The following is a 22,068-nucleotide window of genomic DNA, read 5'->3' as shown; positions in this document are numbered from 1 at the left end:
TCAGGCGTCGCCCGGAGTGTCCTTCCAGCCCCAGTAGAGCTTGCACGGCGGCACGTTGAGCGCGACGAAATCCTCATCGATGCGCTTGAAGTTGCGCGCCATGTAGTCGCGCGCGCGGGCCGAGAACTGGTAGACGAGGAACGCCCCGCCTGGCCGGATCACGCGGTGCGTGGCATCGGCGATGGCAGGGCCCACCCCCTCGGGCAGGGTCGAAAAGGGCAGGCCGGACAGCACGTAGTCGGCATGGGTATGCCCGTGCGCGCGAACGATGTCCTCGACGTCGGCGGCAGAGCCGTGGATCGCGACGAAACGGCTGTCGCTGATCGTCGCGTTGAGGTAGTCGATGTAGAGCCGGTTCGTGTCGATCACGATCAGCATGCCGTCGCGGCGCAGCCTGTCGAGGATCGGACGGCAGAACGTGCCCACGCCGGGTCCGTACTCGACGAACAGCTGGCACTCGTCCCATTTGACGGGGCCGAGCATCTTCTCGATGGTGAAGCGCGAGGACGGGATCACCGATCCGACCATCACGGGGTTCTTCACGAAACCTTCGAAAAACACGCCCCAGGGGCCGAGCATCCGCCGCATCCGCGTCTTCATCCGCCGCGAAAACGGTTCTCTTGCAAGCTCGCTGCTCGTCATTCCCGGGTCTGTTCCTGCCTTGCCTGCATCGGTGTTGCGAAGCGTGGGCGTTCGCAAATTTGACGCATCAATGCAAGCTGACCGTCAGGAAAGCGTCAGAGTATCTCGCGCACCTTGTCCTGCGGGCGGCACAAGCGGACGCCCTTCTCGGTCTCGACGAGCGGGCGCTCGATCAGGATCGGCTCGTTCGACATCGCTTCGAGAACGACGGCATCTTGCGCTTCCGTCAGGCCGCGTTCCTCTGCGTCGGTGCCACGCAGGCGAAGCCCCTGCTGCGGCGCGATCCCGGCGTCGCGGTAAAGCTGCGCAAGCTTTTCGGCAGGCGGCGGAGTCTTGAGGTATTCGATGACGTTGACCTCTACGCCGGGCGTTTCCTCGAGGATCGCGAGCGTCTTGCGCGAGGTACCGCATTTCGGGTTGTGCCAGATCGTGGCTTTCATCGTCTTTTCCCTTCGTCAGGCAGGATCGGTCATTCGCTTGTGCGCAGGGCCGGAACGGCCTCGGCCGCGTCGTCGGGGCTTATGCCGGGCGCGGGGGCAGCGCTGATCGTCTCGGCGCGGCGCATGACGCGCCCGGCCCGCTGGATCGCGCGAACGAGCCGGGGGTAGACCCCGCAGCGGCACAGGTTGGGGATGGCTTGGCCGATCTCCTCCTCGCCGGGATCGGCGTTGCGCGCCAGGAGCGCGGCGGCTGCAATGGCAATGCCCGGGGTGCAGAAACCGCACTGGATCGCCTGCTCTGCCACCAGGGCCTGCTGCACCGGATGCGACCGGTCGCGCGAAAGGCCCTCGATCGTGGTGACGAACCTGCCTTCAGCCTCGCCGATCGTGATGAGGCAGGAGCGCAGCGCCTCCCCGTCGACGAGGACCATGCAGGCGCCGCAATCGCCCACTCCGCAGCCGTATTTGGTGCCGGTCAGGTTCGCCGCGTCGCGCAATGCCCACAGGAGGGGTGTCTGCGGGTCCATGTCGAAGGCGACGGGACGCTCGTTGACGGTCAGGCGCGACATTGTTGCGGCATACCCGCCTCAGCGGCCGAGACGCAATTTCAATCCGGCCCAGACGGTGCGCGGCACGCCCAGGTCGATCGATCCGCCTTGGTTGCGCGTGAAGATCGTCTCGTCGGTCAGGTTCTCGCCGCGCAGGACGACGCTGATGCCGCGCGCCAGCGGAATCTCGGCATAAGCATCTACGGTCGTCGCGGCCGGGAGGACGTCGGTTTCCATGTCGTCCTCGAACTGCTTGCCGACATGCCTGACCGTGGTCGCAAGCCGCCAGTCGGGCGCAGGCGTCCAGGCGAGCGTGGCGCTCGCTGCGATCTCGGGCACTTGCGAGGGACGCATGCCGTCAAGCGCGGCGGATGCGCCGCTGCCTTCCACTTCGGCATCGGTCCAGGCGAGCGAGCCGTAGAGGCTCACCGTGCCGAAGCGAAGGTTCGCTCCGAATTCGAGGCCGCGCGCACGGATTGCATCGACGTTGCGCCGCTGCCGCAGCGTCGGTTCGAGGGTGACGTTGGCGACCGCGTTCTTCACCTCGTTGTCGAATGCGGTGAGCGAAAGCGAGACGTTGTCCGAAGGTTCGAAATCGATTCCCGCCTCGAACCCGCGCAATTCCTCGTTCTCGAGGTTCTCGTTCGCCCTCGTCACGACCGGGAAGACGACGAAGGGGCGGTAAAGCTCGTTGAGCGTGGGAAGTCGCACGTTGCTGTAAGCCGCCGCGCGCAGCGAGAGGCCGCCTCCCGCGTTCCAGACCGCACCGCCCCGGAAAGAGGCGTCCCAACCAGACCGGTCGGCGAACCGCTCGTCGATGGCGAGAGCGTCGTCGGCATCGTATTCGCGGTAGAATCCGTCCTCGATGGTCCAGCGGTCGGCACGTGCGCCCGCCGTCAGCACGAGGTCGCCGACGGTCCAGTCGTCCTCAATGAAAAAGCCGAGGTCGGTGTTGCGTCCGCCCGCGAAACGGCGCGCGGTGCGCTGGCCGCTGAAGGCGCTGTACGGGTCCTCGCGCAATTCGCCGTCCGATATCCGCAGGTCCGCCCCGATGCGCAGGACATGGTCCGGGCCGACCGGGGGACGCAGCTCGAACTTGCCGCCAAGGCCCGTCGAAGGCGTGTTGCGCTGGTCGAGCACGCGCACGAAGCGGGTCGAGCTGATCACCACGTTCGAGAAATTGCGCGCCTGGACGTAGGCGAGGGCATCGAAGGCCCATTCGCCGCGACCGACCAGCCGGATGCTCGCATCCTGCCCGGTCGAAGTCGAGTCGGCGCCCTCGAAGCGCAGGGTGCGCTCGTCATCGAAGATCAGCGCGTTGGCCTGGAGCTCGACCGTGTCGTTGAGCGGCGCGACGGCGCGCAGCGAGGCCGACCAGCTGTCGAACGCGGCGCGGGCGCTGGCCGGCACCCGGTCGGCGCGCGGCGTGGTCCAGAAGCCGTCGCCCCGGTCCCAGCGCACGCCTGCGACAACGAAGCCCTGACCGAGGTTGGCCGATCCAACGGCGGACGCTTCGGTCCCGCCGCGATCGTTGACCAGCGCCGATGCGGAAAGCGGACCGATGGTTTCGGCGTCGGCGCTGAGCAGCTCGATGGTGCCGGCGACCGCACCGGCTCCGAACGCTCCCGACCCGCCGCCGCGCGTCACGCGAACCGTTTCGAGGCGCTCGGGGACGAGGGCGCTGAGCGGGATGTAGCCGAAGAAGGGATGCGCCATCGGCACGCCGTCGAGCAGGACGAGCGCGCGGCTAGTGGCGTTGCCGCCCAGCGCGCGCAGTGTCACGCCCTGCGCCGAAGGGTTCGAGGACCGGCTGTCGGACCTGCGGAACTGCTGGAAGCCGGCGACGGAGGACAGCACGTCCTCGATCCGGCCCGATCCTGTCGAGACGACCTGTTCGCGCTCGAGCACCTGGGTGCCGTAGGCCGGGGTCGCGGGCGTGTCGGGCAGGCCCTTGCCGGTCACGACGATGGGTTCGCGCGGCTCGGCATCCTGTGCATGCGCGGGCTGCGCGATCCAGGCGAGGCCAAGCAGCGATACCGCGGTGAAGTACCTGTAATTCATCGATTGCATGCCTTCCGGCTCTCTCCCGCAGAATCTCGCTGCGCCCCTTCCGGGCACCGTTTTGCACGGCGGCATAGTCGCTGCGACGCGCATTCGTAAAGACCGCAAGCTTGTGACGCGAACGCATCGTCCTAAATGGAAGTACGATGAGCGAAGCGCAGTACCTTTCCGGCAGGCTCCTGCTGGCGATGCCCGGAATGGCCGACCCCCGCTTCGAACGCTCGGTCATCGCGATGTGCGTGCACGACGAGCACGGGGCGCTCGGCATCGGCATAGGTCACCTGCGCGAAGGCGTGCGCTTTCACGAATTGCTGGAAGTGCTGGAGATCGATCCGGGCGATGCTCCGGACCGCGAGGTCCTGCACGGTGGCCCGGTGGAGCCGGGACGCGGCTTCATCCTGCATTCGACCGACTGGGGCGGGGTCGACACTATCGAGGTCAAGCCGTTCGGTGCGCTGTCGGCGTCGCTCGACGTGCTCAAGGCCATCGCCGAAGGGCGCGGTCCTAGCCGCTGGCAATTCGCGCTCGGCTATGCCGGCTGGGGCGAGGGTCAGCTCGAAAGCGAGATGCGCCGCCACGGCTGGTATGCGGCGGAAGGACACGAGGGTATCCTCTACGATACCTCGCCGCTCGACCGGTGGACCGCCTGCTGGCAGGCCGAGGGCATCGATCCCGCCCTGCTGGCCGGGCAGACCGGCAGCGCCTGAACGCCCGCGCGCTGCGGCGTTGTAGAATGCGCCGCATGGGTGTAGTCTTTTCGCCGCACCTTCCACGGGACAGGGCCGGAATGTCATGAGCCAGCCAGCCGCACGCATCGGCGATCCGCATATCTGCGCCCTCCTGCCTTCGGGCGCGCCCGTCGCTCCCCCTTGCGAAGTGACGGTGCTGACCGAAAAGCGCCCGCAGGCGCGGATGCTCGACAACGTGTTCTGCGTTCCGGCCCAGGTTCCCATCGTTTTCGGCTCGCCGACGGTGCTTGTCGGCAAGCGCCCGGCAGCCCGCATGGGCGATCCCACCCTGTGCGGCGGAGCGATCATGATGGGCGCGTTCACCGTGCTGATCGGCATGGTCGGCGTTTCGGTACCCGACATCGGTTCTTTCGCGATGACGATGGTCAACATGCCGATCGAGGGCGGGGACGTCGATCCCAAGGAAATGGCCGAAGCGATGATCGGCGCTGCGCGGGACGGCAAGCCCTTCTGCGAGCAGTGCATGAAGAACAGGTAGCGCCGTGGCCGACGCTCCGCAGCAATGGTACGCGATCATCGACTGCGCGCAGGACCCGCGCCTTGGCCAGCTGGTGCGCAGCTGCCGGGCGCACATGTGCCTGTACAAGGGCGATCTCGACCCTCAGATCGCCGATGTAGCGCCCTATCTTGTTGTCATCGACCCGAACGAGCCGCTGCTGGCAACCTGGCAGGAGCATGGCAAGGGCGGCAACTGGGGGCTGATGCTGCTCTCCTCGCTCTCGCTTGAGGACCTGCAGAAGCATTTCCGCAAGTTCATGCAGGCGAAGCTGCCCGACGGAACGGTTTCGCTGTTCCGTTTCTACGACCCGCGCGTGTTCAACTCGTTCATCCGCTCGGCGACCGACGAGGAGCGCAAGCCCTGGTTCAAGGGCATCCGCCAGTACTCGGTAGAGGCCGAGGACGGAGCTGGCCACTTCGACTACAAGTGGAAGGAGGGCAAGCTGCTCATGGGCGATCAGGCCCTCGCCTGAACCGCTTTTCCAGCGTCGCGATATCCTCCGGCCGATCGACGTCGAGGCAGACGCCTTCGTCGTCCCACTCCAGTTCGACCGTTTCGCGTCCGCGCAGCAGGCGACCGGCGCCCTCGTCTCCGGAGAGCAGCGTCATTGCCGCGCATGCCGCCCTGGAAAGCAGCACGGGGTGCCCTGGCCTTCCCCGGAAGAACGGGCGCGCAGCGAAGGCATCTCCGATGCTCGCCACGAGTGCCTGCCCGATATCGCCGGGCACGAACGGCATGTCGCCGAGGTACACGAACAGCCCTTCGACCTCGCCCGCTGCCGCCGCGCCTGCCTTCAGGCTCTCCGACAGCGCGGTGCTTGCGACCTTGAGCGGGTGGACCGGCGGATCGCCTTGCCAGGCACCCGGCGACAGGGACGGGGAATGCACCACGACTACGAACGAGACAGGCGCATCGCGCGCCGCGCGAATCGCATGCCGGAGAAGCGGTTTGCCAAGGAACGGGGCGGAGAGCTTGTCTCCCCCGAAGCGCGTGCCCGCCCCTGCGGCGAGCACCAGTGCGGCCAGCGTCACCCGCGGCCGATACGGTCGGCGACGAGCAGCCGGCCTCCGGAAAGGTGCCAGAGCGCTTCGTTGAAATCGGTTTCGGACATCGCGAAGCAGCCTTCGCTGCGGCCGATCTTGCCCCACTTGTCGATCATCGAATTGTCGACGTACCAGGCCGAATGCAGCACGATCGCGCGCTCGAGCGCGGTATCGTTGCTCTGATCGAGTCCTTCGAGCCGGATCGAGGTGCCGTACTTGCCTGTATACCACTCGCACGTGAGGTAGGCTCCGCGCGATGTGGCGTTCGAGCCCGGCTCCTTCGAGAACGATTTGAGCCAGCCATCGTGCTCGCGGTCCGATCCGCGACCGTGCGCGGTATGGAACGAGCGGATGCTGCCGTTCTCCAGGTTCGCGAAGTGAAGGCGCGGTTCCCACGAGGGCAGGCCGAAGTCGGCTATTCCGACGACGTCGGTACGCCAGAGGTCCCCGGCGACGCGATCCTTTTCGCGCGCGGCGATGTCCATGATGCGCCGCTGGTAGGGATCGAGCGCGGTGGCTTCGGCTGCAAGGACGCGGCCCGGCAGCACGAGCGCGGCAGCCGCTGCGGCGCCGCCCCTGATGAAATCCCTGCGTTTCATGCTCCCGGTCATGCCCGCAAAATAGCAATCTCGGGAGTTTTTTGAAAGACCCGCGATGCGCGGCCCGTCAGGCGACGACCTTCAGCTTGGCGCGGGTATTGTGATTGTCCATCCAGCCTTCGAGGACCGGCGCGATCATGCCGCGCCATTTGGAGCCGTGGAAGATGCCGTAGTGACCCACGCCCTCGGCAAGGAAGTACTTCTTGCGCGCTTCGGGCAAATTGCGGGCGAGGTGGAGCGATGCCTTGGTCTGGCCGATGCCCGAGATGTCGTCGCGTTCGCCCTCGATCGCCAGCAGCGCCGTGTCCTTGATGTCTCCGAGATCGATGCGCTGGCCGCGATGGACGAATTCGCCCCTGGGCAGCGAATGGCGCTGGAAGACGTGCTCGATCGTCTGCAGGTAGAAGTCCGCTGTCATGTCGCAGACGCTGCGGTATTCCTCGTAGAACGCCTTGGTCGCATCCGCGCTGTCGCCGTCGCCCTCCACCAGATGCTTGAACATGGCGTAATGGCTCATGAGGTGGCTTCCGAAATTCATCGAAAGGAAGCCGGCAAGCTGGAGGAAGCCCGGATAGACACGCCTTCCGGCGCCGGGATAGGCGAGCGGGACGGTGGCGATCACGTTGCTTTCGAACCAGCCGAGCGGACGCTGCATGGCAAGGTCGTTGACGCTGGTCGGCGCTTCGCGGGTATCGATGGGGCCGCCCATCATGGTGAGGGTCAGCGGGCGGCAGGCGTTGTCGTTCTTCGCCATGATCGCGGTCGCCGCGAGCGCCGGCACCGAAGGCTGGCAAACGGCGAGCATGTGCGCGCCCGGCCCGACGAATTCGAGGAACTCGACAACGTAGTCGATGTAGTCGTCGAGGTCGAAGCGTCCCGCTTCCGAAGGGACCATCTTCGCATCGGCCCAGTCGGTGATGTAGACGACCGCGCTTTCGACCATGCGTTCCACGGTTCCGCGCAGGAGCGTGGCGTAGTGCCCGCTCATCGGAGCGACGATCACCAGCTTCGGCGCGTCTTCAGGCAGTCCCTCGCGCGAGAAGCGCAGGAGGTTGCCGAACGGCTTGCGTTTGACGATCGCTTCGGTGACCGCGTGGTTTTTCCCGTCGACTTCGACCGTATCGATGTCGAAAGAGGGCTTGCCGCGCGATACGGAGGCATGGGCGAACACGTCGAGCGCAGACGCCATGACCGGTCCGACACCGGTATAACCGAACGGCAGCGACGGGTTCTGAAGGACTTCCGAACCGACCGAGGCCCATGCGGCCGCGCCGCTCAGCCAGGCGCGCTGCAGTTCGTAAAGGTTATATAGCAATGTCGTCTCCTCCTGCTGCGCCGCAACGCGACTCTCGGAAATGCCCGGCAATGTGGGGATGAAAAGTCTATTGTGCAATGCACAATGTAGCAAGCCGCGCGGGTATCGGAAACTGTCATTATGGCAAGTCGCCACGACTTTCCCTTGCGGGACGCACGTTGTAAGGGCGCGCCATGAACGCAATTTCCGAAGGCAATTCCGTGGCCGAATTGTCGGAAGAGGACGCTCCCGGGCAGTCCTCGGAGCGCGATCTCGGCCCGCTGCGCATGATCTGGAAGGCGGCGCTCGCCTACCCCGGGATGCTGACGCTGGCCATCGTCGCGCTGATCGTCACGGCGCTGGCGACGCTGGCCATTCCGGCGGGCTTCCGGCTGGTCATCGACAGGGGCTTCGCCGAAGGGGGCGATCCGCAGGACATCGGGCGATGGTTCGAATACCTGCTGATGATCGTCGTGGTCCTCGGGCTCGGGACGGCGACGCGCTTCTATGCGGTATCCTGGCTGGGCGAGCGCGTGGTGGCCGACGTCAGGCTCGCCGTGCAGGACAACCTCCTGCGCCTGTCGCCCAGCTTCTTCGAAGAGAACAGCCCGAAGGAGATCTCCTCGCGAATGACCGCCGATACCGCGATCATCGAACAGGTCGTCGGCACCACGGTTTCGGTCGCGCTGCGCAATTCGATCATGGCGATCGGCGGTATCGTCTACCTCTTCGCGCTCGCGCCGACGCTGACGCTGGGCCTCGTTGTCGGCATTCCGGTCGTGATCCTCCCGCTTGCCTGGTTCGGGCGGCGCCTGCGCACCGTTTCGCGCACCAGCCAGGACCGGATCGCCGACATCGGCGCCAACGTGACCGAAGTGCTGGCGGGGCTGAGGATCGTCCAGGCCTTCAACCAGGAGGATCGCGAGAACCGCCGGTTCGCCGATGCCGTGGGCCGCAGCTTCGAGACGGCAAAGCGCAGGATCGCGATCCGCGCGGCGATGACCGCGGTCGTTATCGTCATGATCTTCGGCGCGATCACGCTACTCATGTGGCGCGGTGCGCTGGGCGTCGCGGCGGGGGACATCTCGGGCGGCACCATCGCGGCTTTCGTCATCACCGGCGGCATCGTTGCCGGATCCTTCGGATCGCTGACCGAGGTCTACGGCAACCTCGTGCGCGGGGCTGGCGCGGCAGGGCGGCTCAATGAGCTTCTGAACGAGCGCCCGGCGATCGCGCCGCCGGCAAGGCCGGTCGCGCTGCCCGAACCGCCGCGCGGCCAGCTCGCCTTCGACAAGGTATCCTTCCGCTATCCGACCCGGCCGGAGGTCGCGGCGCTTTCCGACTTCACGCTTGCCGTCGAGCCGGGAGAGACCGTTGCCATCGTCGGCCCCTCGGGTGCGGGAAAATCGACCCTTTTCCAGCTTGCCGAGCGCTTCTACGATCCCGCCACGGGTTCGGTGAAGGTCGATGGCGTTCCGCTGAAATCGGCCGATCCGGCGGAGGTGCGCCGTCGCATCGCCCTCGTCCCGCAAGAAGGTGTTCTCTTCGCCGCGTCTGCCCGCGACAACCTGCGCTACGGCAACTGGGACGCAGGCGACGAAGCGATCTGGGAAGCGGCGAAGGCAGCCAATGCCGAACGCTTCCTGCGCGAGCTTCCGCAGGGCCTCGACACGTTTCTCGGCGAGGAAGGCGCGCGCCTTTCGGGCGGCCAGCGCCAGCGCATCGCAATCGCCCGCGCTCTCCTGCGCGATGCGCCGATCCTGCTCCTCGACGAGGCGACGAGCGCGCTCGATGCCGAAAGCGAGCGGCTGGTGCAGGATGCGCTCGAACGGCTCATGCAGGATCGCACGACGCTCGTCATCGCCCACCGCCTCGCCACCGTGCGCAAGGCCGACAGGATCGTGGTGATGGACGAGGGCCGCATCGTCGAGGAAGGCACGCACGACCACCTTGCCGATGCGGGCGGCCTCTACGCGCGCCTTGCCGCCCTGCAGTTCGATTCGCCGCGCGCGGTTGCAGCGGATTGATTGGGGTACCCGGCAAGCGGCGTTTCCGAAGAGCGATTCACCTTTAAATCGCCACAAAACATCCTAGGTTCCGCAACATTGCGGGCATCGCCCGGTTTCCGGCGCACTTCGCGCGCCCTGTACGGAGTAAACATGCAGCGTCTCACCTTCGGCCGGCTGGCCGCATCTGCCGCTCTTCCCGTCCTCGCCCTCTCCATGACCGTCTCGCCTGCCTTGGCGCAGGACGAAGCCTCCGCCGTCGCCGCCCCTGTCGGCGACCTCGGCGACTGGGGGAGCTTCGGCGTCCAGACCCAATGGATCGACCGGAGCGTCGATCCCGGCGACGACTTCAACGCGTACGTCAACGGCGAGTGGAACAAGGTGACCGAGATCCCGGCGGACAAGTCGCGGATCGGCGCATTCATCACGCTGCGCGACCTCTCGGAAGAGCGCATCCACGGCATCCTCGAGGAACTCGTCGCCTCGAACCCGGCTCCCGGCACGGCCGAGGCGCGCATCGCCGACGCCTACAACGCCTTCATGGATACCGATGCGATCGACGCCAAGGGCGTAAGCCCGGTCTATCCGTACCTCCAGAAGATCTATGCGACGCAGACCACCGAAGACCTGATGAAGATCTTCGCCACGCCCGGCTTCGCGTCCCCGGTGGGTGCATGGGTCGACGGCGATGCGAAGCAGAGCGACATCTATGCTCTCTACGTCACGCAGGGCGGTCTCGGCCTTCCCGACCGCGACTATTACCTCAAGGACAGCGAGCGCTATCGCGAGATTCGCGCCAAGTACGTCGACTACCTGTCGTTCGTGCTCGGCAAGGCAGGCTACCAGGACTCCCTGACCGCGGCGCGCGCGGTCATGTCGCTCGAAACGCGCATGGCGCAGGAGATGTGGGACCGCACCGCCCAGCGCAACCGCGACCTCACCTACAACAAGGTGGCGCGCGCCGATCTCGATTCGCTGGGCGGCGCGGGCATGCTGGAAACCTTCCTCGACACGATGGGGGCGGACGGCGCTCAGTACGCGATCGTCCGGCAGCTTCCGCCGACCGCCGAGGAATTCGAAGCGGCGGAGATCGACGCGGCGGAGGCAGAGGCGAAATTCGGCGGCGGCCTGCCCGCAACGCTCGAGCTGATCCGCGATACCGACGTCAACACCTGGCATGCCTATCTTGCGGCGCACTTCATCATGGACCATGCGTCGGTCCTGCCGAGCGAGATCGATCAGCGCAATTTCGAGTTCTTCGGCAAGACGCTGAGCGGCCAGCCCGAGCAGCGCGCCCGCTGGAAACGCGGGATCGACGCGGTCGAGGGCCAGATCGGCGAACTACTCGGCAAGATCTACGCCGAACGCTACTTCCCGCCCGAGAACCAGCAGGCGATGGACGATCTCGTCGAGAACCTGCGTACTGCCATGGCCGCGAACCTGCAGGACCTCTCGTGGATGGGCGTCGATACCCGCGTCGAGGCCGAGGCCAAGCTGGCCGCGTTCACGCCCAAGATCGGCCAGCCCGATACCTACAAGGACTACGAGGGGCTTGCGATCAGCCCGACCTCGCCGCTGTCGAACATGCTCGAGGCCGAGCGCTGGGAGATGGACTATCGCATCAGCCGCCTCGGCGGCCCGGTCGACAGGAGCGAGTGGTTCATGTTCCCGCAGACGGTGAATGCCTACTACAATCCGACCTTCAACGAGATCGTCTTCCCGGCCGCGATCCTGCAGCCGCCGTTCTTCAACCTGTCGGCGGACCCGGCGGTGAACTACGGCGCGATCGGCGCGGTGATCGGGCACGAGATGGGCCACGGCTTCGACGACCAGGGCGCAAAGTCCGACGGCGAAGGCAACCTGCGCAACTGGTGGACCGAGCAGGACAAGGCGAACTTCGAGAAGCTGCAGGACCGGCTCGGCGCGCAGTACGACCAGTACTGCCCGTTCGACGACGGCGAGACCTGCGTGAACGGCAGCCTGACAATGGGCGAGAACATCGGCGACCTCGGCGGGCTGAGCCTCGCCTACCGCGCCTACAAGCTCTCGCTCGACGGCCAGGAAGCGCCGGTGATCGACGGCTATACCGGCGACCAGCGCTTCTTCATGGCGTGGGCGCAGGTCTGGCGCTCGAAGGTTCGCGAGGAAAAGGCGCGCGAATACCTCGTCACCGACCCGCACTCGCCGCCGCCCTACCGGATCAACGGCATCGTGCGGAACTTCGACGAGTGGTACGAGGCCTTCGGCGTGAAGCCGGAGGACGAACTGTACCTCCCGCCCGAGGAGCGCGTCCGGATCTGGTGATTCAGGCGGGCGGTTCGCCGCTCACCGCTTGACTTGCCATCGCCCGGCGTGAAGGCATTCGCGCCGGGCGGGGCCGGATGGCCGGATGCGCCCTTGCACACACCAGCGGGGCGTCTTCGCGCACATGACCTTTCTCCAGCAATTGCTGATCGCGGTGGTCCAGGGAATCACCGAGTTCCTTCCGATTTCCTCCTCGGGCCACCTGATCCTGATCCCCTACGTCACCAGCTGGCCCGATCAGGGTCCGCTGATCGACGTCGCGGTGCACATCGGATCGCTGCTGGCCATCGTCATCTACTTCTGGCGCGATGCCTGGGGGCTGGCGCGCGGCGGCTTCGCCAGCGTCGGAATCGGCACCGCGCCCGAACAGCGGCGGCTGTTCTGGTGGGTGGCGATCGGCACGATCCCGGCGGTCGCTTTCGGTCTCTTCCTGAAGCTGGGCGGCTGGCTCGAGAGCTTCCGGATCACAGATCTCGTGGCAATCAACCTCATCGTCTACGGGCTGCTGCTGGGCGCGGCGGACAGGTTCGGGCGGCAGGAAAAGCGCTACGAGGACCTGACGCTGCGCGATGCGATCATCGTCGGCCTGGCACAGGCGCTGGCTCTCATTCCGGGCACCAGCCGCTCGGGCATCACGATGACGGCGGCGCGCGCGCTCGGCTATCACCGGGTCGAGGCGGCGCGCTTTTCCTTCCTGCTGGCGATCCCGGCGGTTGCGGGGGCGGGTCTGCTCGCCGCGCTCGACCTCGCCGAGGCTTCGGCACAGATGCGGTGGGACGCCATCGTGACAGGTGCGCTCACGTTCGTCGCCGCCTTTGCGACGATGGCCTTCCTGATGAATTTCCTGAAGCGCGCATCGATGCTCGTCTTCGTGGTCTATCGCGTGCTGCTGGGCATCGGACTGCTGATCTGGTTCTAGGCGATCCGGCGCGCTAGGATGGCCCGTATGGGAAAGCTGAAGCGCGACCGATACGAGGACCTGCTCGAACCGATGGAGCGCGAGCTCGTCGCCATGGCCCGCTGGGTGGTGACTGCGGGCGCGCGCGTCGTCGTGCTGTTCGAGGGGCGCGACACCGCCGGCAAGGGCGGCGTAATCAAGACCATCTCCAGGTATCTCAATCCGCGCATGTGCCGCATCGTCGCCCTGGGCAAACCCGACGAGCGCGAACGCGGCCAGTGGTACTTCCAGCGGTATGTCGAGCACCTGCCCACGGCCGGCGAGATCGTGCTGTTCGACCGCAGCTGGTACAACCGCGCCGGCGTCGAAAAGGTGATGGGTTTCGCCAGCGACGAGCAGGTGCAGTCGTTCCTCTCGCAGGCTCCGCAGTTCGAGCGGCAGCTTACCGACGACGGCGTGATTCTCCTCAAATACTGGCTCGCCTGCGACCAGGAAAAGCAGGAGGAGCGGTTCGAGGAACGCCTCAACGACCCGCTCAAGCGCTGGAAGCTTTCGCCGATGGACCTCGCCGCGCGCGAGAAATACCGCGAGTACACCAGGGCGCGCGAGGCCATGCTGGCCGCGACCCACACCCCGCACGCGCCGTGGACCATCGTCGATTTCAACGACCAGAAGCGCGGACGGCTGACCCTCGTCCGTGACCTGCTCGACCGGCTGCCGCACGAATATGTCGAGCCCGCGGTGATCGAGATGGACAAGCTTGGCGCAAAGCCGGCACGCGAGGAATTCGACATCGTCGAACCGATCGCGCCCTATCCGCTCGACTGAGCGGGCCGGGGCCTCGCCATGCTTGACTTTCGCACCGCGTTGCCGCAAGGGCCGCTGCCTTGAAGGGGCGGCGAGCTTTCGCCGCTCTCGTCGTTTTTGAGCATTTGCCGGTCGTGGTGCACGCAAAGCAGCGGATCGGCCGCAATTCGAGAGTTTAGGATAGCGCCATGGCGAAGCCCGCAACCGTCAAGATCCGGCTGGTTTCCACTGCGGATACCGGATTCTTCTACGTCACGAAGAAGAACCCGCGCAACCAGACCGAGAAGATGACCTTCCGCAAGTATGATCCCGTCGTGCGCAAGCATGTCGAGTTCAAGGAAGCCAAGATCAAGTAAGTTCAGTGCGCGTTCAAGCCACCGCGACTAGCTTCGCGAGCATGAAACGTTTTACGAACACTTTCCGGACAGTCACGAGCGCGGTCGCACTGGCCGCGCTTGGCGTGTCGGCCACCATTGCTGTTGCCCCGGCTCCCGCCGTCGCCCAGTCCGAATCGGGCAAGCTCGATGAGGTCGTCGGTGCGCTGCGTGCGATCAGTACGCTGAAGGCCGACTTCACCCAGACCGACCGCAGCGGGCAGCGTGTTTCCGGCGTGCTGACCATGAAGCAGCCCGGTCGGATCCGCTTCCAGTACGAGGAAAGCGTGCCGATGCTGATCGTCGGCGACGGCAGTTCGCTGACGCTGATCGACTACGAGGTGAATCAGGTCCAGCGCTGGCCGATCAAGAACAGCCCGCTCGGCGCGCTGCTCGATCCGCGGCGTGACGTCGCGAAATACGGCACGCTGCGCCCCACCGGCAATCCGAACGTGATCAGCGTCGAGGTGCGCGACCGAAAGCACCCCGAATACGGGGTCATAACCCTGATCTTCATTCGCGACGGATCGGCTCCCGGCGGATTGCGCCTGGCAAGCTGGGTCGCGCTCGATTCGCAGAACAAGCGCACGACTATCAAGCTTTCGAACCACCGCTACGGCGTGTCGGTGCCCAACAGCACTTTCCGCTGGAAGGATCCGCGCCCGAGAGTCAGGCGCTGAGGCATTTCGTCGATGGCCCGGAACGTCCTGGCGACGGGTGTTCCGCCATTGCGATGAAATGCGGCGAACCTGTCCATCCCGTTCACCCCGGAGCAATCGGCCGGGTCTTAGATAGAGGCTTGTCAGGGCGGTTTTGAGGCGGGTTTCCCCCCTGTTGCCCGCGCCTCCTGGTAGGCCGCTCTGACAACGCGTGACGAACGCACAAAGGAACCCTCGTCCCACTTGCCCCCGGGACGAGGGTTTTCTTTTGCCCGGTGCGGGCGATCCCGCCGGACTTGCCGCCCGGGGGCGGCGCTCCTAAAGCCGCCGAATGGTCAAGATCGCCTCCTGGAACATCAACTCGGTCCGTCTGCGCATCGACCAGGTCGCGCGCTTCGTCGACGAGCACGAGCCCGACGTCCTGTGCCTGCAGGAGATCAAGACGCTCGAGAAGAATTTTCCGCACGAGGCGTTCGAGACGCTGGGCTATACCTACCGCGCGGTCCACGGGCAAAAGGGCTATCACGGCGTGGCCACGGTAAGCCGCATCCCGTTCCGCGATTTCTCGAAGCACGACTGGCAGGACAACGGCGAGGCCCGGCACATCGGGGTGGAACTGCTCGGCAGGGGGCAGGGCCTGATCCTTGAGAACGTCTACATCCCCGCCGGCGGCGACGTTCCCGACCGGCAGGTCAATCCCAAGTTCGGCCAGAAGCTCGATTTCCTCGACCGCATGACCCGATGGGCTGGCGAGATCGAACGGCCGACGCTGCTCGTCGGCGATTTCAACGTCGCGCCGCTCGAATGCGACGTCTACGACCACAGGGCCTTGCTCAAGGTCGTCAGCCATACCCCGATCGAGGTCGAGGCGCTGTCGCGCCTGCGCGACGCGCACGGCTGGGTCGATCTGGGAAGACACTTCATCCCGCCCCCGGGACGCAACTATTCGTGGTGGAGCTACCGTTCCTACTGGCGGCAGAAGGACCACGGCCGCAGGCTCGATCACATGTGGGCCTCGCCCGAACTGGTCGCGCAGGCAAAGGCGCACACGTTCGTCGAGGACACGCGCCGCTGGGAAAAGCCCTCGGACCACGTGCCGCTCGTCACGGAGTTCGACCTCTGAGCGAGGTGCGGACCGGGAAAGACCCTGCCGCGTCGCGGCGCGTGGCGCTGGCGCTCGACGCGCTTCGCCACGGCTGGCCGATCCGGGTCGGCGATGCCTTCACGCTGCTTCCGGCGGAAACGGGCTTCGCGGAGGACGCGCGCGCGCCATGCATGCTGATCTCCTCCGCCCGCGCGATTTCGCTCAAGCTTGCCAACCAGAAGGAAGCGGCTGTGCCCGAGGAGCCGGTGCTGATCCGTGCAGCCGAACCCTTCGACCTCGAACTCGCCCGGGCCGTCGCCGATCCGGCGCTCGACCTGCGGCATCCGCTGAAGGGACCCTTCGCCGCCGAACACATCGACGACCTTGCCGCCGCGACCTGCGCGATGGAACTGGGGCGGCTCGCGGGGATTCTGCCCGCGTTCCTTGTCGAGCCCGACCCGGTGGGGGAGGCGCAGGCGGTGTATCCGTCCGACATGAGCGCGTGGTCCGATACCGGCCACTTGCGGATCGCCGCCCGCGCGAAGCTGCCCGTGGCGGCGTGCGAGGATGCGCAGATCGTCGCATTCCGTTCCGCCGACGACATGCGCGAGCACGTCGCGCTGGTCATCGGCCGGCAGGACGGGGACGAGCCGCCGCTCGTCCGGCTCCACTCCGAATGCCTGACGGGCGACATCCTCGGCAGCCTGAAGTGCGATTGCGGCCCCCAGCTCGACGCCGCACTCGGAGCCATGGCGGCGCAGGCCGGCGCAGGAGGCTGGGGGCTTCTGCTCTACCTGCGTCAGGAAGGCCGGGGGATCGGCCTCATAAACAAGCTTCGCGCCTATCGCCTGCAGGACCAGGGTTTCGATACCGTCGATGCGAACAACCGGCTCGGCCTGCCGAGCGAGGCGCGCGATTTCCCGGTCGCGGCACGCATGCTCGACCTGCTGGGCGTCGGCGCGATCCGGCTGATGACGAACAACCCCGGCAAGGTCGCCGCGCTCGAGGCCGAGGGGGTGAAGGTGGTCGAACGCGTCGCGCATTCGCTGCCGCCAAACCCGCACAACGCGCGGTACCTTGCCACCAAGCGCGACCGGACGGGGCACCTGCTGTGAGCCGTGACTGGTCCATCCGCGAAGAAGCGCCCGGCGACGAAGGCGCGATCGCGGCGGTAACTGCCGCCGCCTTCGCCGATCATCCGCACAGCAGCGGCTCCGAGCCGCGCATCATCGAGCGATTGCGCGAGCGGGGAGAACTTGCCCTGTCGCTCGTGGCGCAAACCGCATCGGGCGAGATCGTCGGCCACATCGCCTTCTCGCCGGTGACGATCGGCGACACGAGACAAGGATGGTTCGGTCTGGGGCCGCTCTCGGCCGATCCCCTGCGCAAGGGAGAGGGCATCGGCTCGGCGCTCGTGACGCGGGGCATCGAGGTCCTGCGCGAACGCGGCGCTGCCGGCTGTGCCGTGGTCGGCGATCCGGGATACTATGCGCGGTTCGGTTTCGCGCGGCCCGATGCGATCAGCTATCCGGGACCGCTCGACCCCTACCTCCAGGTCATGATACTTGACGGTCCGGCAGCCGGGGGGGTGATCGTCTACTCGCCCGCCTACGGCTGATCAGCGTTCCTCGAGCCGGGCGAGGCCGGTGGCAAGGTCGTTGCCCGAAATCGTGATGTCTGCGCCCGACCAGTCTGCGACGAAAGCGCTGCGACGCGAGACGCCGGGTGCGAAGCGGGCGTCGTTGTCGGTCACCACGAGCCCGTCCGAACTGTTGGTCGCGCCTTCGGCCGCAACGGCGATGAAGGCCGAGTAGTTCTCCTTGTCGCGGCCCTGGACGAACCAGTTGCCCGCGATCCGCCCGGTCGCGCCGGCGGAGAGGTCAATCATGTAGTTCGTGCCCTTGCCGCTCGAATCGTCGAAGCTCGAATTGAGGATCGAGACTTCGCCCGCGCGGGTCTTGACGTAATGCCCGCCGCGCCCCTGCTCGAACCGGCTGCGCGTGACCGAGAGCGCGCCGTAATCGCCGACGTAGACCGAATGCGCGCAGCCGCCGCCGCCTTCGCAGGTGCCCAGGCGCGTGAAGGTCGACTTGTCGATGGCGATCCGTCCCGCCCGGTCGTTCGCGGTCAGGATGCCCTGCTCGCTGTCGCGGAACCAGCTCTGGGTCACCGCGAGGTTGCCCTGTTCAAGCCGTATCCCCGCGCCGTTCTTGTCGGGAACGCGAATGTTCGAGAACACCAGGCCTTCCACCTTGGCGCTGCGCCCGCGCAGGACGAGCGCCGCCTTGCCCTCGCACGCCACGCCGTCGAGCACGGCCCGGCCCGGCTCCGCAGCGACGTAGGCGATGTCGCCGCCCTCCTGCACCGCGCAGTCGGAGGCGCGGACCGAGGCGATCCGGATCGTGCCGAGACCGTTGCCGATGGCGTTCACCGCGTCCTGCAGCCGCTGGTAGACGCGCCCGGTCTCGACGACGGTGTACGGGCCGGATTGCGCGCCGACATTGGCGGCGGGGAGGAGCGCGGCAAGCGCGGCGGCGCTCAGGAGCATGGTTCGCTTCGTCTTCATGGCGAGTTCAATAGGCCAAACCGGTTAAGGCGTCACAAAACATCTCGCATGCGCCCCGAAACTGCACGAAATCGTCTTGCCGGCCACTTGAAAAGGGCGATGCCGAAACCTAATATCGTCCATGCGGGCCGGGCCCCTCTGGCGCGTTTCGTCGGCCACTCGTGGCGACGGGCGCGTGATGTCGGACCGCATCGGATGAAGCCGATGCACCGGACCCGGGCGCTGTTCCCCCTACCCCCAACCCCGGTGCCAAGGGTCTGCGCGTCGGCTCATCCGATCGAACATTGCAATCGAGTTCGATCGAGGAGCCTTTATGTCATTTCGTTTCTACCGACTGCTCGAGCGCCTGCAGCGTCTCGACGATGCGTTGCGCCTTGCCGAGTCACGGCCGCAGTCCGACCCGGCGCTGCTGGCCGGGTTGAGGCACCGGAAACTCTCGCTGCGTCGCGCACTGGCCAGGCTTTCGAAGCCGCTCGCAGCGGCCTGACATCACTTAACCCCTCTTGTGGGCCGGCGCTTCCCCTAGGGCGCCGGCCCACTCCCTTTTTCAGGTTGCATCCATGGAATTTCTTTCGGCCGACTGGCTCGGCACGCCGTTGTGGTTCTGGCTCGTCTTCGCAGCGATCGTCCTCGCGCTCACCGCCTTCGACCTGGGCGTCCTGCACAAGGAGGACAAGGAGATGGGCGTCGGCGAATCGCTTCGCCTGTCCGCCTTCTACATCGGGATAGCCCTGCTGTTCGGCGTATGGATCTGGATCGAGCGCGGGGCCGATCTGGGGATGCAGTACTACACCGGCTTCTTCATCGAAAAGGCGCTGTCGATCGACAACGTCTTCGTCATATCGATGATCTTCGGCTTTTTCGCGGTGCCGCGCAAATACCAGTACCGCGCGCTGCTCTGGGGCATCCTCGCGGTGATCGTGCTGCGCGGGCTGATGATCGCCGGGGGGGCCGCGCTGATCGCCAATGCCTACTGGGTGCTGTACCTGTTCGCCGCGTTCCTGATCGCGACCGGCGTGCGCATGCTGTTCGCCAGCGACCACGACCCCGACATCGGCAACAACCCGGTAATCCGCTGGATCTCGACACACATGCGCGTGACGAAGGAGCATCACGGACAGCACTTCTTCGTGCGCGAGCACGATCCCGAAAAGGGGAGGCTGGTGTGGGCCGCGACGCCGATGTTCCTCGCGCTTGTCGTCATCAACATCGCCGATCTCGTCTTCGCGATGGATTCGGTGCCCGCGATTTTCGCGATCACGACCGACACGTTCATCGTCTACACCTCGAACATCATGGCGATCCTCGGCCTCAGGGCGCTCTACTTCGCGCTGGCAGCGATGGTGCATCGCTTCGAGTACCTGAAGTACGCGCTGGCGCTGGTGCTGGTCTTCATCGGATCGAAGATCCTTGTCGCGGACTTCCTGCTCGGCGGGGCCAAGTTTCCGCCCGCGGCCAGCCTGGGCGTGACCTTCGCGCTGATCGGCGGCGGCATCGGCTGGTCGCTGTGGAAGACGAGGGGGCAAGCGGCCGAAGCGACCTGAAGCAGCGCTCCGGTCCCGCGTCTCCTCCTCGCGAATCGCCAAGTCGGTGCGAGGGGCCGTACTGCCCGGAGCGGCGAGCGAGACAACGGACATTTCGTTCTCCCGTTTCCGTCCGCGCGTAACAATATTGCAAAGTTACGGTTAATGTTCACTTTAGCATAGGCAACCCCGACTTCGGCGTTAACCTCTCGCTCATCCTGAAAAGGTGCCCGGCGGAATTGGAGACTGCATTGTTCTAAAATTGCCGACCGGGCTTTCAGAAACCATACAGGCCCCGTCCGGGTGGGGCGATAAAACGAGGGACCAAATGCCCAAGCTGAAACTCACTGACGCGCCGAGCATCGATTATTTCGAGACGCTCGGAACGCCGACCAGCGTTCTCAACCACGAAGGCACCGATCACGGGCCGGCGGACTTCACGCTCGACGATTATCCGGGCTTTACCTTCCGCGACAAGCCGATCCTCGACCTTGACGGCGTGATCGACCAGATCGATTCGGGATACAACCAGAAGGTCACCGGCAGCAACACGATCACCTATACCTTCCTCAAGGAAGGCCAGGACCTGATCTCGATCTACAACAACCCGAACTACGGCTTCACGGCGGGCGAAGGCCTCTCGGCGTTCCGTCCGGACCAGGTCGAGTATGCGCGCACCGCGATCGACCTGTGGGACGACATCGTCGCTCCCGAATTCCGCGAAGTGAACGGCCGCGGCGCCGACATCCAGTTCGCCAACAGCTGGGATCCGGCGCAGGCGTATGCCTATTACCCGAGCGAAAAGTACGGCTACAAGTACCTCGGCGACGTCTTCATTGCCGATGCGGCTTCGTACTTCGACGACGAGGGCAACCTGATCTTCGAGGGCAACTACACGAACGCCAACCTCAGCTTCGGCGGCTACGGGGCGACGACGATCGTCCACGAACTGGGTCACGCGATCGGCCTGTCTCACCCGGGCGATTACAACTACGATCCGGACCTGCCGCTCAGCTACACCAACTATGCCGAGTACGCACAGGATTCCGAGCAGTACTCGATCATGTCGTACTGGTCCGGCCAGGAAACCGGCCAGATCGCCGTAAACTGGGGCACGTTCTTCTTCAACAACCCGCAGACCCCGCTCGTTCACGACATCCTGACCGCGCAGGCCAAGTACGGCGCCGATCCGGACACCCGTGCCGACGACACCGTCTACGGCTTCAACTCGACCGCCGACAAGGACGTCTACGACTTCTCGCTTAACGATTACCCGTACCTGTCGATCTACGACGCGGGCGGCGAGGACACGCTCGACATGTCGGGCTTCAATTCCTCGGTGCTGATCAACCTGAACCAGGGCCAGTTCTCGTCGGGCGGCCAGCGCGACGTGACGCCGGAATTCCAGGCAGAAGCGATGCAGCCGCTGAACGACGCGATCGAGTTCACCTACGGATGGGAAGACTACTACACCCCGTTCGACCAGGGCACGATCGATGCCGTCATCGACCGCTATGCCTTCGGCGGCTTCCGCTCGGACGGCAGCTACCAGATCGGTATCGAGCAGTACATCGAATGGGACTGGGGCCACTCGGACGTCGGCGCCAACCAGTACGACAACATCTCGATCGCGTACGGCACGGTGATCGAGAATGCTGTGGGTGGCGACTTCCGCGACATCATCGTCGCCAACGAGGTGGACAACACGCTGACCGGCAACGGCGGTGACGACGTGTTCATCTTCCAGCACGGCGGCAACGACACGATCACCGACTTCGAAAGCGGAAGCGACCTGATCGACCTGTCGTGGCTCGGCACCGAGGCGGGCACCGACATCGTGATCGGCGCCGGCTTCATGACCGCCGACTTCGACATGGACGGCAACGTCGACCTGACGCTGACCTTCGACAACGGTGCAACGATCACCACCAACGACATCTACTTCGGCTGACCGGCCTGAACAGATGAGGTC

The 22,068-nt window shown here is 65.7% G+C and carries 23 protein-coding genes; 15 read left to right on the top strand and 8 right to left on the bottom strand.

Features of this window, described 5'->3' with window-relative positions:
- The 4 genes from FHS75_RS12585 to FHS75_RS12570 all read right to left on the bottom strand — a co-directional run bounded on the left by FHS75_RS12585 (window position 1) and on the right by FHS75_RS12570 (window position 3,691).
- Window positions 1-642 (bottom strand): class I SAM-dependent methyltransferase, encoded by a 642-nt coding sequence (locus FHS75_RS12585; RefSeq protein ID WP_179408034.1) that lies wholly within the window; start codon window positions 640-642, stop codon window positions 1-3.
- A 95-nt stretch (window positions 643-737) separates the two neighbouring features.
- Window positions 738-1,082 (bottom strand): arsenate reductase family protein, encoded by a 345-nt coding sequence (locus tag FHS75_RS12580; protein ID WP_179408033.1) that lies wholly within the window; start codon window positions 1,080-1,082, stop codon window positions 738-740.
- A gap of 29 nt (window positions 1,083-1,111) precedes the next feature.
- Window positions 1,112-1,651: a (2Fe-2S)-binding protein gene (locus tag FHS75_RS12575; protein WP_179408032.1), complete on the bottom strand. Its 540-nt coding sequence runs from the start codon at window positions 1,649-1,651 to the stop codon at window positions 1,112-1,114.
- An 18-nt stretch (window positions 1,652-1,669) separates the two neighbouring features.
- On the bottom strand, window positions 1,670-3,691 hold the full coding sequence (locus tag FHS75_RS12570; protein WP_229735592.1) for a TonB-dependent receptor: 2,022 nt from the start codon (window positions 3,689-3,691) through the stop codon (window positions 1,670-1,672).
- A 146-nt stretch (window positions 3,692-3,837) separates the two neighbouring features.
- Between FHS75_RS12570 and FHS75_RS12565 the strand changes: the two genes are divergently transcribed.
- The 3 genes from FHS75_RS12565 to FHS75_RS12555 all read left to right on the top strand — a co-directional run bounded on the left by FHS75_RS12565 (window position 3,838) and on the right by FHS75_RS12555 (window position 5,411).
- The gene (locus tag FHS75_RS12565) at window positions 3,838-4,398 is read left to right on the top strand and encodes a YqgE/AlgH family protein (protein WP_179408030.1); all 561 of its coding nucleotides are present in this window, start codon (window positions 3,838-3,840) and stop codon (window positions 4,396-4,398) included.
- Window positions 4,399-4,483: 85 nt separating this feature from the next.
- The gene (locus FHS75_RS12560) at window positions 4,484-4,918 is read left to right on the top strand and encodes a PAAR domain-containing protein (RefSeq protein WP_179408029.1); all 435 of its coding nucleotides are present in this window, start codon (window positions 4,484-4,486) and stop codon (window positions 4,916-4,918) included.
- Window positions 4,919-4,922: 4 nt separating this feature from the next.
- Entirely contained in the window at window positions 4,923-5,411 is a 489-nt protein-coding gene (locus tag FHS75_RS12555; protein ID WP_179408028.1) for a DUF4123 domain-containing protein, read from the top strand.
- Here FHS75_RS12555 and FHS75_RS12550 read toward each other — a convergent pair.
- The 3 genes from FHS75_RS12550 to FHS75_RS12540 all read right to left on the bottom strand — a co-directional run bounded on the left by FHS75_RS12550 (window position 5,386) and on the right by FHS75_RS12540 (window position 7,896).
- Window positions 5,386-5,970 (bottom strand): nucleotidyltransferase family protein, encoded by a 585-nt coding sequence (locus FHS75_RS12550; protein WP_179408027.1) that lies wholly within the window; start codon window positions 5,968-5,970, stop codon window positions 5,386-5,388. The genes FHS75_RS12555 and FHS75_RS12550 overlap by 26 nt on opposite strands.
- Entirely contained in the window at window positions 5,967-6,581 is a 615-nt protein-coding gene (locus tag FHS75_RS12545; RefSeq protein ID WP_244959076.1) for a murein L,D-transpeptidase catalytic domain-containing protein, read from the bottom strand. The genes FHS75_RS12550 and FHS75_RS12545 overlap by 4 nt, the downstream gene beginning before the upstream one ends.
- 67 nt (window positions 6,582-6,648) lie before the next feature.
- Window positions 6,649-7,896, bottom strand: a complete 1,248-nt coding sequence (locus tag FHS75_RS12540; protein WP_179408025.1) for a polyhydroxyalkanoate depolymerase — start codon at window positions 7,894-7,896, stop codon at window positions 6,649-6,651.
- A gap of 173 nt (window positions 7,897-8,069) precedes the next feature.
- On the opposite strand from FHS75_RS12540, the gene FHS75_RS12535 reads away from it, so the two are divergent.
- The 9 genes from FHS75_RS12535 (at window position 8,070) to FHS75_RS12500 (ending at window position 17,625) form a co-directional block, all read left to right on the top strand.
- Window positions 8,070-9,902 (top strand): ABC transporter transmembrane domain-containing protein, encoded by a 1,833-nt coding sequence (locus FHS75_RS12535; RefSeq protein WP_179408024.1) that lies wholly within the window; start codon window positions 8,070-8,072, stop codon window positions 9,900-9,902.
- A gap of 132 nt (window positions 9,903-10,034) precedes the next feature.
- Window positions 10,035-12,185 carry a M13 family metallopeptidase gene (locus tag FHS75_RS12530; RefSeq protein WP_179408023.1) on the top strand — a complete coding sequence of 717 codons (2,151 nt, stop codon included), beginning with the start codon at window positions 10,035-10,037 and terminating at the stop codon, window positions 12,183-12,185.
- A 124-nt stretch (window positions 12,186-12,309) separates the two neighbouring features.
- Complete coding sequence (locus FHS75_RS12525) at window positions 12,310-13,104, top strand: undecaprenyl-diphosphate phosphatase (RefSeq protein ID WP_179408022.1); 795 nt, start codon at window positions 12,310-12,312, stop codon at window positions 13,102-13,104.
- A 27-nt stretch (window positions 13,105-13,131) separates the two neighbouring features.
- Window positions 13,132-13,911, top strand: coding sequence for a polyphosphate kinase 2 (gene ppk2 / locus FHS75_RS12520; RefSeq protein ID WP_179408021.1), 780 nt, complete (start codon window positions 13,132-13,134; stop codon window positions 13,909-13,911).
- Window positions 13,912-14,078: 167 nt separating this feature from the next.
- Window positions 14,079-14,246 (top strand): 50S ribosomal protein L33, encoded by a 168-nt coding sequence (gene rpmG, locus FHS75_RS12515; RefSeq protein ID WP_179408020.1) that lies wholly within the window; start codon window positions 14,079-14,081, stop codon window positions 14,244-14,246.
- A gap of 41 nt (window positions 14,247-14,287) precedes the next feature.
- Window positions 14,288-14,944 (top strand): LolA family protein, encoded by a 657-nt coding sequence (locus FHS75_RS12510; protein ID WP_179408019.1) that lies wholly within the window; start codon window positions 14,288-14,290, stop codon window positions 14,942-14,944.
- A 310-nt stretch (window positions 14,945-15,254) separates the two neighbouring features.
- A complete protein-coding gene (locus tag FHS75_RS17905; protein ID WP_229735591.1) occupies window positions 15,255-16,046 on the top strand; it encodes an exodeoxyribonuclease III in 792 nt (263 codons plus the stop codon).
- Window positions 16,047-16,051: 5 nt separating this feature from the next.
- The gene (gene ribA, locus FHS75_RS12505) at window positions 16,052-17,122 is read left to right on the top strand and encodes a GTP cyclohydrolase II (RefSeq protein ID WP_229735590.1); all 1,071 of its coding nucleotides are present in this window, start codon (window positions 16,052-16,054) and stop codon (window positions 17,120-17,122) included.
- Window positions 17,119-17,625, top strand: a complete 507-nt coding sequence (locus FHS75_RS12500) for a GNAT family N-acetyltransferase (protein WP_229735589.1) — start codon at window positions 17,119-17,121, stop codon at window positions 17,623-17,625. The genes ribA and FHS75_RS12500 overlap by 4 nt, the downstream gene beginning before the upstream one ends.
- On the opposite strand, the gene FHS75_RS12495 is transcribed toward FHS75_RS12500, so the two are convergent.
- Window positions 17,626-18,573, bottom strand: a complete 948-nt coding sequence (locus FHS75_RS12495) for a right-handed parallel beta-helix repeat-containing protein (protein WP_179408017.1) — start codon at window positions 18,571-18,573, stop codon at window positions 17,626-17,628.
- A gap of 313 nt (window positions 18,574-18,886) precedes the next feature.
- Between FHS75_RS12495 and FHS75_RS12490 the strand changes: the two genes are divergently transcribed.
- The 3 genes from FHS75_RS12490 to FHS75_RS17735 all read left to right on the top strand — a co-directional run bounded on the left by FHS75_RS12490 (window position 18,887) and on the right by FHS75_RS17735 (window position 22,047).
- Complete coding sequence (locus FHS75_RS12490; protein ID WP_179408016.1) at window positions 18,887-19,060, top strand: DUF465 domain-containing protein; 174 nt, start codon at window positions 18,887-18,889, stop codon at window positions 19,058-19,060.
- Between the two features lie 73 nt (window positions 19,061-19,133).
- Complete coding sequence (locus FHS75_RS12485; RefSeq protein WP_179408015.1) at window positions 19,134-20,117, top strand: TerC family protein; 984 nt, start codon at window positions 19,134-19,136, stop codon at window positions 20,115-20,117.
- Window positions 20,118-20,424: 307 nt separating this feature from the next.
- The gene (locus FHS75_RS17735) at window positions 20,425-22,047 is read left to right on the top strand and encodes a M10 family metallopeptidase (protein WP_218845239.1); all 1,623 of its coding nucleotides are present in this window, start codon (window positions 20,425-20,427) and stop codon (window positions 22,045-22,047) included.
- Window positions 22,048-22,068: the final 21 nt, after the last annotated feature.

It is taken from the genome of Novosphingobium marinum, from assembly GCF_013408095.1.
GTDB classification, from domain to species: domain Bacteria; phylum Pseudomonadota; class Alphaproteobacteria; order Sphingomonadales; family Sphingomonadaceae; genus Novosphingobium; species Novosphingobium marinum.
Note: the sequence above shows the minus strand (reverse complement) of the source record. Positions and strands in the feature narration are given on the sequence as shown.

What these genes read in the sequence shown, in the direction of transcription:
- FHS75_RS12580 (WP_179408033.1), bottom strand. Translation starts at nt 1,082, where the DNA reads ATGAAAGCCACGATCTGGCACAACCCGAAATGCGGTACCTCGCGCAAG.
- FHS75_RS12535 (WP_179408024.1), top strand. Translation starts at nt 8,070, where the DNA reads ATGAACGCAATTTCCGAAGGCAATTCCGTGGCCGAATTGTCGGAAGAG.
- FHS75_RS12525 (WP_179408022.1), top strand. Translation starts at nt 12,310, where the DNA reads ATGACCTTTCTCCAGCAATTGCTGATCGCGGTGGTCCAGGGAATCACC.
- FHS75_RS12545 (WP_244959076.1), bottom strand. Translation starts at nt 6,581, where the DNA reads ATGAAACGCAGGGATTTCATCAGGGGCGGCGCCGCAGCGGCTGCCGCG.
- FHS75_RS12510 (WP_179408019.1), top strand. Translation starts at nt 14,288, where the DNA reads ATGAAACGTTTTACGAACACTTTCCGGACAGTCACGAGCGCGGTCGCA.
- FHS75_RS12570 (WP_229735592.1), bottom strand. Translation starts at nt 3,691, where the DNA reads ATGAATTACAGGTACTTCACCGCGGTATCGCTGCTTGGCCTCGCCTGG.
- FHS75_RS12565 (WP_179408030.1), top strand. Translation starts at nt 3,838, where the DNA reads ATGAGCGAAGCGCAGTACCTTTCCGGCAGGCTCCTGCTGGCGATGCCC.
- FHS75_RS17905 (WP_229735591.1), top strand. Translation starts at nt 15,255, where the DNA reads ATGGTCAAGATCGCCTCCTGGAACATCAACTCGGTCCGTCTGCGCATC.
- FHS75_RS12560 (WP_179408029.1), top strand. Translation starts at nt 4,484, where the DNA reads ATGAGCCAGCCAGCCGCACGCATCGGCGATCCGCATATCTGCGCCCTC.
- FHS75_RS12485 (WP_179408015.1), top strand. Translation starts at nt 19,134, where the DNA reads ATGGAATTTCTTTCGGCCGACTGGCTCGGCACGCCGTTGTGGTTCTGG.
- FHS75_RS12575 (WP_179408032.1), bottom strand. Translation starts at nt 1,651, where the DNA reads ATGTCGCGCCTGACCGTCAACGAGCGTCCCGTCGCCTTCGACATGGAC.
- FHS75_RS17735 (WP_218845239.1), top strand. Translation starts at nt 20,425, where the DNA reads ATGCCCAAGCTGAAACTCACTGACGCGCCGAGCATCGATTATTTCGAG.
- FHS75_RS12495 (WP_179408017.1), bottom strand. Translation starts at nt 18,573, where the DNA reads ATGAAGACGAAGCGAACCATGCTCCTGAGCGCCGCCGCGCTTGCCGCG.
- FHS75_RS12490 (WP_179408016.1), top strand. Translation starts at nt 18,887, where the DNA reads ATGTCATTTCGTTTCTACCGACTGCTCGAGCGCCTGCAGCGTCTCGAC.
- ppk2 (WP_179408021.1), top strand. Translation starts at nt 13,132, where the DNA reads ATGGGAAAGCTGAAGCGCGACCGATACGAGGACCTGCTCGAACCGATG.
- FHS75_RS12530 (WP_179408023.1), top strand. Translation starts at nt 10,035, where the DNA reads ATGCAGCGTCTCACCTTCGGCCGGCTGGCCGCATCTGCCGCTCTTCCC.
- FHS75_RS12585 (WP_179408034.1), bottom strand. Translation starts at nt 642, where the DNA reads ATGACGAGCAGCGAGCTTGCAAGAGAACCGTTTTCGCGGCGGATGAAG.
- rpmG (WP_179408020.1), top strand. Translation starts at nt 14,079, where the DNA reads ATGGCGAAGCCCGCAACCGTCAAGATCCGGCTGGTTTCCACTGCGGAT.